Raw genomic sequence first — 10,400 nt, 5'->3', positions numbered from 1 at the left:
TTTTCCCGGTCGCCCACTTCTCTTTCCCGTGGTCGGCGTGCCACTCCCGGTGCCAGTCGAGCAGGAGCTGATAAGCTCCGAGGAGGAACGATCCCGAACCGCAGGCGGGGTCGAGTATCGTGATCTTTGCCGCTTCCTTCGGGGTCTTCCCCTCCAGCAGGCGCCCCACGGTGTTCCGGACGATGTACTCGACGATGTAGGTCGGCGTGTAAAAGACGCCTCCCGCCTTCTTCACCTCGGGCTTGTCCTCGACCTTGGCCTGATGTCCCGCGGTGAGGCGGATCACCTTCCCGAGAAACTGCTCGTACACCTGCCCGAGGATGTCGGCGGGAAGAACAGAGAACTCGTACGGGCTGTCCGGGTAGTACAGGTTTTTGAGAATATCCTTCAGGACTTTGTCCTCGACCGCCAGGCCGGGCGTGAGACGGTCGAAATCCTCGGCGCGCCATTTCTCCTGCCGGAAGTGGAAGAGCCCCGAGTTGTACCGCTCGTCCGCCCGACGGTATAGTTCGAGGAGGCGAGCGTATATCCCCGGGGCGTTGGTCAGGCCGAGGAGCCGCCCTTCCGGCTCGATCCCCCGGTCCTCACAGATTCTGAGAAAGATGATCCGGTCGATGGTGCGCTGGACAGCGAAGTTCAGCTCCCGTTGCGTCAGACGCGGGTTCCGGAGGGCGAGGTTACGCGCCAGCAAGTCACGCCACGACTCGATCTCCTGCAGGAACGCGGCGTCGACTTCCGCGGTGCCTTTCTTCGTCCGACTCTTTTCCGCGTACTTGTCGAAGGAACCTTTCAGCACCGCATCCTTCGAGAAAACGGAGGCGACCTCCTCCCATTTCTCAGGGTAGTCGGTGTACGCGAGGTACCGCACGCGGCCGAGCGACGCCTTGTCCGCCTGCGCGGTCAGGATGCTTAAAGGTAGTTTTGCGGACCAGGCATACCGGCGAAGCTGGAAGGCGGGGCTTGCGTCCGTTCGGATGTCGACGGCGGGCTTTTTCGCCTCCACGAAGAATTTCCGGGTTCCGCCGACGCGGAAACAGTAGTCGGGGGCCTTCGTGAACCCCCCGATCTTGATGGCATCCTCGTGGATGACTTCCTTGTACGGTTCCGCCCACCCCGCGCGGTTTTCGACATCCCAGCCCAGGGCGACGAAGAACGGGTCAAGGAACTCCCTGCGGAGTTGCGTCTCGTTGTATGCGGGCGAACGGTAGGCGGCGCGGCCCCGGTCGAACCGCTCGACGAGATCGAGGACTTCCTTCGGCGCCGTCATCGGGTCACGGCTTGATCATCACCATCTTGATCGCCGTCATCTCCTCGCAGGCGAAGCGGACGCCCTCGCGGCCGAGGCCGGAGAGCTTGTTCCCGCCGTACGGCATGTGGTCGACCCGGAAGATCGATGTGTCGTTGATCATCACGCCGCCCACGTTGATCCGGTCCACGGCGTACATCGCCTTCCGGAGGTCGTTCGTGTAGACCCCGGCCTGCAGCCCGTACGGGGAGTCGTCGACCATCGCCACCGCGTCCTCGAATTTGTCGTATTCGTAGATCGAGACCAGCGGCGCGAACGCCTCCTGGCACATCACCTTCATCTCCGGGCGGACGTTCACCAGCACCGTCGGCTGCATCATCCTTCCCTCGCGCTTTCCGCCGGCCAGCACCTTCGCCCCCTCCTTCACCGATTCCTTCACCCACCCCTCGGCGCGCTCGGCCTCTTTGATGTCGATCATCGGCCCCACGTCGCAATCCTTCTCGAGCGGGTTGCCGACCTTGAGCTTCCTCGTCTCCTCGATGAACCGCTTCGTGAACTCCTTCGCGATCTCCTTGTGGACGTATATGCGCTGCAGGGAGATGCACACCTGGCCGGAGTTGGCGAAGGCGCTCATCACGCACCGGGGGACCGCCGCGGAAAGATCCGCGTCCGGCTCGATGATCGTGCCGGAGTTGTTCCCCAGCTCCATCGTCACTTTTTTCAATCCCGCCTTGCGGACGATCTGCTCCCCGATGGGGGGCGACCCGGTGAAGGAGATCTTGGCGATCCGCGGGTCCACGGTGAGCCATTCGCCCACCGTTCCCCCCGAGCCGACCACGACGTTGAACACTCCGGGGGGGGCCCCGGCCTCCTCGATGATCTCCGCCAGCAGGAACGCGGACAGCGGCGTCGTGGACGCGGGCTTCAGGACGATCGTGTTCCCCACCGCCAGCGCGGGCCCGACCTTGTGCGCCACGAGGTTCAGGGGGAAGTTGAACGGGGTGATCGCGGAGACCACTCCCAGCGGGGAGCGCAGCCAGTACCCCACCCGCCCCTCCCCGGCGAAACTGGCGTCCATCGGCACCGTCTCCCCGTGGATCCGCTTGGCCTCCTCCGCGGAGAACCGGTACGTCTCGACGGAGCGGGAGACCTCTCCGACGGAATATTTCCACGCCTTCCCCGCCTCCCGGCAGATGATCGTCGCGATCTCCTCCCGGCGCTCCTCGAGGAGCCGGGACACTTTCGCCAGGAGCTGGTACCGCTTGTAGGCCGGCGTGCGCGACCACGCGGGGAACGCCTCGTGCGCCGCCGCGATCGCCCGTCCCGTCGTGTCCCTGGACGCCACCGGGACGCTGGCGATGGTCTCTCCCGTGTACTTATCGATCACGGGCATGGTCTCCTTTTCGGCGACCCACTTTCCCGCCACGAACAGCCGGAATCCTTTCGCCATCGGCCTCACCCTCCCGTCGGTGGGATTTTCTAGAATTCCATCGCCGCGCGGATGGCGCGCATCGTCCTGTCCGGATCCGGCAGGTACGCCTTCTCCAGCGCGTAGGGGAACGGCGTGTCGAACCCGGTCACCCGCCCGATCGGCGACTTCAGGTGCAGGAAGCACCGCTCCTGGATCAACGCGGCCACTTCGGCGCCGAACCCGCATGTCCGCGGCGCTTCGTGGAGGACCAACGCCCGGCCCGTGCGGCGCACCGACGCCTCGATCGTCTCGATGTCCAGGGGCCACAACGTGCGCGGGTCGACGACCTCGACGCTTACCCCCTCCGCTTCCGCGAGTTCCGCGGCCTTCCCTGCCATCGGGACCATCGCCCCCCAGGCGATCAGCGTGAGGTCCTTCCCCTCCCGGACCACGGTCCCCTTCCCGATCGGCACGAGGTGCTCCCCTTCGGGCACCTCACCCCGGACCGTCCTGTAGAGCGCCTTCGGCTCGAAAAACAGGACCGGATCCGGGGAGCGCATCGCCGATGTGAGAAGCCCCTTGGCGTCCGCGGGGGTGGAGGGCATCGCCACCGTCAGTCCCGGCGTGTGGATGAAGTACGCCTCCGGGCTCTGGGAGTGGTAGTGGCCGCCCTTGATGCCGCCGCCCGACGGTGCGCGCAGGACGACGGGGGCGGAGAACTGGCCGGCCGAACGGTACCGCATCTTGGCCAGCTCGGATACGATCTGGTCGAAGGCGGGGTAGATGAAGTCGGCGAACTCGATCTCCACCACGGGGCGCATGCCGTTCATTGCCATCCCGATCGCCATGCCGACGATCCCGCCCTCGTTCAGCGGCGAGTCGACCACCCGTTCCGGACCGAACCGCTGAAGCAGACCCTGCGTCGCCCGGAAGACGCCCCCTTCGCGCCCCACGTCCTCCCCCAGCAGGATCACGCGCGGGTCGCGCGCCATCTCCTCGAGGAGCGCGTCATGGACCGCCTGAAGCAGGGTGATCGTGGGCATCGCCTCAGCCCTTCCCGGAGAGGAGCGCGTCCCGCTGCTCCGCGAGGTGGCGAGGCATCTCCGAGTAGACATCCTCGAAGAGGCTCGAAAGCGGCACCGGGGGCGCCGCCTCCACCGTCTCCACCGCTTTCCGTACCGTTTCCTTCGCCGCCGCGGCCGTTTCCGCGGCGGACGTTTCGGTGAGGAGCCCCCGCTTGCCGAGGAACGCGGCGAATCGGAGGATCGGGTCCTTCTTCCTCCACGCGGAAACCTCTTCCTCCGACCGGTAGACCGTCGGGTCGTCGGAGGTGGAGTGCGGCCCGATCCGGTAGGTCAGCGACTCGATCAGGGTCGGTCCCTCGCCCGCCCGTGCGCGGGCAAGCGCCTCCCGGGCGACGAAGTGCACCGCCAGAACGTCGTTGCCGTCCACGCGGACGCCCCGGAACCCGTACGCCTGCGACTTGACGGCCAGCGACGAAGCGGCGGTCTGCCGTGACACGGGAACGGAGATCGCGTACCGGTTGTTCTCGCAGAAGAAGACGGTGGGAGTCCGGAAGACGCCGGCGAAATTCATCGCCGCGTGGAACTCCCCCGTGGATGTCCCGCCGTCGCCGAAGGAGGCGATCGTCGCGACCGGCTCCCCGCGCAGCTTCGCCGCGTAGGCCGCGCCCACGGCGTGCGGGAGCTGGGTGGCCACGGGGGAGGAGACGGAAACCAGGCGGATGGTCCGGTCGCACCAGTGGTTGGGCATCTGCCGTCCCCGCGTGGGGTCCGCGGAGTTACCGTAGAGCTGGGCGACGAGCGTGACGAGCGGGCACCCCCGCATCAACGCCATGCCCTGGTCCCGGTATGACGGGAAGATCCAGTCCCCTTCCCGGAGGGCGTGCCCGGCTCCCACCGGGCACGCCTCCTGGCCCGCCGACGGCACGTAGAAGCCGATCCGCCCCTCCCGCTGCAGCGCGATCCCCTTTTCGTCCAGCGACCGCAGGAGGACCATTTTTTCGTATAAAAGAAGCAGGTCCCGGTCGGACAGCCCCGGGTCGCACGACGGATCGACTTTCCCGCCCGGCCGGATCGCCGAAACGACCGCGGATTCCGTCACGTCGCGCCCCCGGACCGTTTGCGGACGACCCCCGCGTCGCGCAACGCGGCGATCCGTTCCGTCCCGTACCCGATCCCGGCCAGGATTTCGTCGTCGTGTTCCCCCAGCTTCGGGGCGCGGCGGGGCGACTCGGGCACGCCGCCGGCCTTGATCGGCATTCCGAGCTGCCGCTCGGTCCCGCCAGAAGGCGATTCGACGGGGATCACCATCCTCCGCGCCAGCGTGTTGGGGTGGGACAGCGCCTCGGCGACCGACAGGACGGGCGACAGGCAGACATCCTTCCCCTCGAACGCGCGCACCCACTCGTCCCGCGTCCGCGTCCCGAACGCCTTCGACAGCTCCGCCCGGACCCGCGCGCCTTCCTCCCCCGCGGCGTACTGGAACGGTTCGAGGTCGGGGCGCCCGACCGCCTCGACGAACGCCTTCCAGAACCACCCTTCCAGCGGCCCCACGCTCACGTACTCCCCGTCCGCGCACCGGTACGCTTCGTAGCACGGGAGCATCCCGGTCAGGATCATGTTCCCGCGCTCCTCGACCATCTCCCCCGCCATCACGGGAGGCGCGACCAGCGCGAGCATGGCCAGCGACCCGTCCGTCATCGACACGTCGATCGCCCGCCCCACCCCGGTCCGCTGACGTTCGAGGAGCGCCATCAGGATGCCGGACAGCGCCATCATCCCGCCGCCGAACAGGTCGCCGATCTGCACCGGCGGGAGCGTCGGAGGCGCGCCCGGACGGCCGCACACCCCCAGCACCCCCGCGTAGGAGATGTAGTTGATGTCGTGCCCCGCGACGTCGCGCATCGGGCCGGTCTGCCCGTAGCCGGAGATGGAGCAGTACACCAGGCGCGGATTGACCGCCGACAGCGTCTCGTGGTCCACCCCCAGCCGCTTCACCACGCCGGGGCGGAACCCCTCCACCACGACGTCGGCCGAGGCGGCCAGCTTCCGGAAGATCTCCTTCCCTTCCCCCGACTTCAGGTTCAGGGTGAGGCTCTTCTTCCCCCGGTTCAGGTACCGCTCCACGGAGCTCGTCCCGGACTCCCCGCCGGAGAACGGGGTGCGGACGCGAGGCTCCGGCTCGTCCACCTTGATCACGTCGGCCCCGTAGTCCGCCATCATCATCGTGCAGTACGGTCCCGGGAGCTGGAGGGAGAGGTCCAGCACCCGGATCCCGGAAAGCAGCGTCATCCCGCAAGACCCCCTCGTCGATTTCCTTGTGCTATCTTAATATCTCCATATGGAAAAAGGGTTCCCGATCTCCGCGGACCGGGCGATCTTCCTCTCCGACGCCCATCTGAACCAGGACGACATCCACAGCCGCCGCTTCGTGGAGTTGGCGGAGCGTTGCGCCGACGAAAAGATCCCCCTCTACCTGCTGGGAGACGTGTTCGACCTGTGGTTCGGCTCGCCGGCCCTGACCTTCGGATTCCAGAAGCCGATCGTGGACCGGCTGCGGGAGCTGCGGCGGGGGGGGCTGCACCTGTACTACGTGGAGGGGAACCGCGACTTCTACCTGAAGAGGGACCACGAGGGGACCACGTTCGACGCGGTCTCGGAGGGGGAGATGCGGGCGGCGGTCGGGGAGAAGAGGCTCTACCTCGCCCACGGGGACACGATCAACCGGGCGGATTTCGCCTACCGGTTCTGGAAGGGGATCTCGAAGAACCGGCTGGCGTACGAGGGGGTCGCGCGGCTCCCCGCCTCGATCATCCTGCCGATGGCGGACCGGATCGAGCGGAAGCTGAAGCGCTCCAACCGCCGGTACAAGGCGTCGTTCCCGGAGCGCGATTGCCGGGAGTTCGGGATGCGGATGTTCGGGAGGGGGGTCGACTTCGTCCTGCTGGGCCACTTCCACCAGGAGAAGCTGATGCGGTTTTCGAGCGGGGAGTCGACGAAGGTGCTCGCGGTCCTGCCGGCGTGGAAGGAGCGGTGGCGCTACTTCTACCTCACCGCCGAGGGGGCGTACGGCTTCCGCGCGTTCAAGCCCGGCGAACCGCTCCTGCCGTAACCCCGCAAAACCGGGACGTTGATGAAAACTCCCGCAGAACGGGGACAGACTTTCCTGCCGTAACTATCGTCCAAGAGTGTCCCGGTTCTGCCAGAGTACTGCGGTTTCCATCAACGTCCCGGTACTGCGGTTTTCAGGGCGCGGTGGAGCAGGACGGCGAAAAGGATGCCGGCGGCGGCCTCGATGAAGCCGAACAGGACGCCGATGCGGTCCAGGCCGAGGCCGATCGGAAGGACGGAACCGGCGAGCATCCCCGGAAGGCCGACGTTGGCGAGCCAGAACTGGAGGTTGGCGAGCGCCGGGGTGACGCCGGGGGCCGGACCACCGTCCGACCTCCCGGCGATCCAGAAGTACCCCGCGCCGTATCCCGCGAAGAGCGCCACGCCCACCAGCAGCATGTGGCCGTGCAGGAACTGGAAGTTGTCGTTGCCGAACCAGAGCATCCCGGCCCCGAGGAGCAGGCCGAGGGAAAGGTAGAAAAGGGCGACGCGGATGTACCGCCGCCCGATCCGCCGGAAGGGGTTTCCCTGCGACGGATCGCCCATGCCTTAATGCCCCGGCCCGTTCCCGATGGCGAACGTGGAAGGGAGGAGCGCGGCGTCCGCCTGGAACAGCACCTTCCCGCCGCACAGCCGCTCGATCCGGTTGATCTCGTCCCGCTTCTGGTTCAGCAGCGTCTCGAGAAGGCCCGGGGCGACGCGCACGGAGACGTCCCTGGCCCCCTCCTTCCCTTCCCTGGACAGCTCGTCGTGCAGGCGCCGGAAGAGCCGGACCACGGCGGAGTCCTGCGTCGGCGTGACGCCGGTCCCGCCGCACGTCTCGCACCCTTTGAGGAGGATGTCGTAGAAGGAGGTCCCCATCCGCTGCCGGCTGATGGCGACCAGGCCGAATTTGCCGAGCGAAGTGACGTCGCTCTTGGCCTTGTCCCTCTTCAAGCCGTCCTTCAGGATCCGCTCCACGTCCTTGTTGTGCCCCTTGCTCTCCATGTCGATGAAGTCGACCACGATCAGGCCGCCGATGTCGCGAAGGCGCATCTGGCGGGTGATCTCCGCCGCCGCCTCCTTGTTCGTGCGGAACGCCGTGTCCTCGATGTCGCGGTCCTTCGACGACCGCCCGGAGTTGACGTCGATGGTCCAGATCGCCTCCGTCCGGTCGATCACGATGTGCCCGCCCGACGACAGCGGGATCTTGCGGGAGGAAAGCCGTTCCGCCTGCTCCTCGAGGTTGAACCGCGAGTAGAGCGGACGCTTCTGCCGGATGATCTTGAGCTTTCCCTTCTGCTTGGGGTAGTAGACGTCGAAGAACGCGGACGCCTTGCGGTACGCGGCGTCGGAGTTCATCAGCACCTCGGCGACGTCCGCCGAGTAGTTGTCGCGGAGCGTGCGGATCACGATGTCCTGCTCCTCGTAGAGCAGCGCCGGCGCCTTGTTCGCCCGGGCCCCCTCCACGGTGCGGTCCCACAGCTTCAGCAGGTTCTGCAGGTCGGCTTTCAGGTCCTTCAGGGGCCGGGCCGCCCCCACCGTGCGGACGATGAAACCGAGGTGGTCGGGGTAGTCGAGCTTCTCCATCTGCTTGCGGATCCGCTCCCGCTCCTTCTCCCCGGTGATCTTCTTTGAGATGCCGTACCGCTTCATCCCGAGCATCATCACCATGTACCGGCCGGCGATGCTGATGTAGGAGGTAAGGGCCGCCCCCTTGATGGTGGACTCCTCCTTCGTCACCTGGACCAGGATCTCCATGCCGGAGCGCAGAGGCGGGCGCTTGTCCCCCTCGTTCCACGTTCCGAGGTGGTCCATCAGCGCGCCGGCGCAATATTCGTTCAAGGGGAGGAAGCCGTGGCGGCCGCCGCCGAACTCGACGAAGGCGGCCTCGATGGCGGGGGCGATGTTCACCACCTTCCCCTTGTAGATATTCCCCTTGAACGCTTTTTTCCGCTGGTTCTCGATCTCGTAATATTCGAGGACGCCGTCCGCGACGATCGCCACCCGGTTCTCCTCGGGGTGGACGCCGTCGATCAGCATCACCTTGCGGGCGCCCGTCCCTTCCTCCTCCGCCTCGGTCTCGAACTCCTCCTCGTCCTCCAGGTCGGTCCCGGCGGGGATCTCCGGCTCCTCCGCGTCGGTCAGCCCCGCGGCGTGGTCCGCCGTCTCGTCGCCGCCTTCGTACTCCCCTTCGGAGTCGTCCGGACGATCCGTCGGCGCGGTCCCGCCCTCGGCCTGGCCGGGGGCCCTACCCTTCCCCCCGCGTCTCCGGCGGCGGCGACGACGTCGCTTCCGCCCGCCCTCGCCCGGCGGAGGCTGTTCGCCTTGGGCGGGCGCATCGGCCCCGGCTTGCGTCCCGCCGGAGAAGATGTCGGCGGGCGGCGGTTCCACCGCCTCCCAGAACGGCTTGGCGACCTCCGCGACCGGAGCTTCCGGCGCCGCTTCCCCGGTCCCCTCATCCCGGCGAACGTCCGCCTCGGCCGCGCCGGCCGCCGCGCCGGTGACCGCGTCCGGCGGCTTCTTCCCGCGCCTTCGGCTGCGGCGGCGGCCTTTCTTCGGGGCGGCCGCGCCTTCCGCCGTTTCCGTGCCGCCCGCATCCGCGGGCGCGGGGTCCGCCACGGCTTCGGCGGGCCCATCGGATCCCGCGGGCTCCGGTCCCGCCGCCGCCTCCTGTCCCTCGGCTACGGCGCCCGCTTCCACGGCGCCCGCCTTTTTCTTCTTCCCCCCGCGCTTCCAGTACCTTCGCTTCTTTTCCCCTTCGGTCATCCCTCATCCTCCAGTCTGTTGTACCGCCGGCAGGAACCCGTGGAGCACGCCCGGCAGCTCGCACACGTCGCGTACGACGGCGTGGGCCGGCGAATCGTCCGCGTTCCCTCCCACCCACACGGTGAACATCCCGAGCTCGCGCGCGGGCAGCAGGTTTTGCCGGCTGTCCTCGCAGAACAGGGAGTCCTCCGCGCGGGTCCCCGTGGCCCGCAGCAGCTTCGCGTACGGGTACGGCGACGGCTTTGCGATGTATTCCATGAACTCGATCCCGTAGATCCCTTCCATCGTCTCCGCGACCCCGAGCGCGGAAAGGACGCGCCGGGCGTAATCTTCCGAACCGTTGGTGAACACGACGCGCCGCCCGGGGAGCCCCGAGAGCATCTCGAGCAGCTCGGGGCGCCGGGGCACGATCTCGGGAATCGGCACGTCGTGGACGAATTCGAGGTAGTCGTCCGGGCGGACGCCGTGGTGGCGCATGAGGCCGCGCAGCGTCGTCCCGTACTCCGCGAGGAACCGCTTGCGGACCCGGCGCGCGGTATCGGGATCGGCGCCGAGCCGCTCCCGCACGTACCGCTCGATCCGCTCGTCCACGATCCGCCACAGCGGCACCTCGGGCGGGTAGAGCGTGTTGTCCAGGTCGAAGATGAAGAGCGGTTCCGTCATCCCGCGATCACTCCCCGCCCACGGAGATCGTCCCGACGAACAGGGACGGGGTGCCGACGTTCCCGAAGCAGCGGAAGTCCTTCCCCGCCGCCTCGACCTTGCCGAGCAGGGAGAGGATGTTGCCGGAGACGGCGAAGCCGTGGAGCGGTTCGGTAAGCGTTCCGCCCGCGATCCGCAAACCCGACGCCCCCACCGAGAA

At 67.6% G+C, this 10,400-nt stretch carries 10 protein-coding genes (1 of these 10 running past the window's edge); 1 reads left to right on the top strand and 9 read right to left on the bottom strand.

Annotation, left to right across the window (positions count from 1 at the left end; genetic code table 11):
- The 5 genes in view from HZB86_07795 to HZB86_07775 are tightly spaced (at most 29 nt apart) and all read right to left on the bottom strand, a layout consistent with a single transcriptional unit that may run on beyond the window.
- A protein-coding gene (locus HZB86_07795) for an N-6 DNA methylase (GenBank protein MBI5905441.1) crosses the window boundary here: on the bottom strand, positions 1–1,267 show its beginning. The gene continues 1,586 nt to the left of window position 1, outside the view; 1,267 of the gene's 2,853 nt are visible here — the first part of the coding sequence; the start codon lies at positions 1,265–1,267; its stop codon lies beyond the left edge, outside the window.
- Between the two features lie 4 nt (positions 1,268–1,271).
- Positions 1,272–2,696, bottom strand: a complete 1,425-nt coding sequence (locus HZB86_07790) for an aldehyde dehydrogenase family protein (GenBank protein ID MBI5905440.1) — start codon at positions 2,694–2,696, stop codon at positions 1,272–1,274.
- Positions 2,697–2,725: 29 nt separating this feature from the next.
- Positions 2,726–3,700, bottom strand: coding sequence for an alpha-ketoacid dehydrogenase subunit beta (locus tag HZB86_07785; GenBank protein MBI5905439.1), 975 nt, complete (start codon positions 3,698–3,700; stop codon positions 2,726–2,728).
- A gap of 4 nt (positions 3,701–3,704) precedes the next feature.
- Positions 3,705–4,754, bottom strand: a complete 1,050-nt coding sequence (gene pdhA / locus HZB86_07780) for a pyruvate dehydrogenase (acetyl-transferring) E1 component subunit alpha (protein ID MBI5905438.1) — start codon at positions 4,752–4,754, stop codon at positions 3,705–3,707.
- Positions 4,755–4,777: 23 nt separating this feature from the next.
- Positions 4,778–5,971, bottom strand: coding sequence for a CoA transferase (locus HZB86_07775; protein ID MBI5905437.1), 1,194 nt, complete (start codon positions 5,969–5,971; stop codon positions 4,778–4,780).
- 49 nt (positions 5,972–6,020) lie between these two features.
- On the opposite strand from HZB86_07775, the gene HZB86_07770 reads away from it, so the two are divergent.
- Positions 6,021–6,791: a UDP-2,3-diacylglucosamine diphosphatase gene (locus tag HZB86_07770; GenBank protein ID MBI5905436.1), complete on the top strand. Its 771-nt coding sequence runs from the start codon at positions 6,021–6,023 to the stop codon at positions 6,789–6,791.
- Between the two features lie 110 nt (positions 6,792–6,901).
- Here the strand turns inward: HZB86_07770 and HZB86_07765 are convergent, their stop codons facing one another.
- From HZB86_07765 to HZB86_07750, 4 genes are all read right to left on the bottom strand, one after another.
- Positions 6,902–7,336, bottom strand: coding sequence for a hypothetical protein (locus HZB86_07765; protein ID MBI5905435.1), 435 nt, complete (start codon positions 7,334–7,336; stop codon positions 6,902–6,904).
- A 3-nt stretch (positions 7,337–7,339) separates the two neighbouring features.
- Positions 7,340–9,538, bottom strand: a complete 2,199-nt coding sequence (locus tag HZB86_07760; protein ID MBI5905434.1) for an Rne/Rng family ribonuclease — start codon at positions 9,536–9,538, stop codon at positions 7,340–7,342.
- A gap of 3 nt (positions 9,539–9,541) precedes the next feature.
- On the bottom strand, positions 9,542–10,201 hold the full coding sequence (locus HZB86_07755) for a pyrimidine 5'-nucleotidase (protein MBI5905433.1): 660 nt from the start codon (positions 10,199–10,201) through the stop codon (positions 9,542–9,544).
- Between the two features lie 7 nt (positions 10,202–10,208).
- The coding region (locus tag HZB86_07750; protein MBI5905432.1) for a TldD/PmbA family protein at positions 10,209–10,400 on the bottom strand (192 nt) is incomplete at its 5' end.

The sequence above is a fragment of the Deltaproteobacteria bacterium genome (genome assembly GCA_016234845.1).
Lineage (GTDB): Bacteria > Desulfobacterota > Deferrimicrobia > Deferrimicrobiales > Deferrimicrobiaceae > JACRNP01.
The sequence above is the reverse complement of the archived record's forward strand: the minus strand, read 5'-3'. Positions and strand labels throughout refer to the sequence as shown.

Bases quoted from the DNA above. Each gene is read 5' to 3' on its own strand.
- HZB86_07790 (MBI5905440.1), bottom strand. From the start codon at position 2,696: ATGGCGAAAGGATTCCGGCTGTTCGTGGCGGGAAAGTGGGTCGCCGAA.
- HZB86_07785 (MBI5905439.1), bottom strand. From the start codon at position 3,700: ATGCCCACGATCACCCTGCTTCAGGCGGTCCATGACGCGCTCCTCGAG.
- HZB86_07775 (MBI5905437.1), bottom strand. From the start codon at position 5,971: ATGACGCTGCTTTCCGGGATCCGGGTGCTGGACCTCTCCCTCCAGCTC.
- HZB86_07770 (MBI5905436.1), top strand. From the start codon at position 6,021: ATGGAAAAAGGGTTCCCGATCTCCGCGGACCGGGCGATCTTCCTCTCC.
- HZB86_07765 (MBI5905435.1), bottom strand. From the start codon at position 7,336: ATGGGCGATCCGTCGCAGGGAAACCCCTTCCGGCGGATCGGGCGGCGG.
- HZB86_07760 (MBI5905434.1), bottom strand. From the start codon at position 9,538: ATGACCGAAGGGGAAAAGAAGCGAAGGTACTGGAAGCGCGGGGGGAAG.
- HZB86_07755 (MBI5905433.1), bottom strand. From the start codon at position 10,201: ATGACGGAACCGCTCTTCATCTTCGACCTGGACAACACGCTCTACCCG.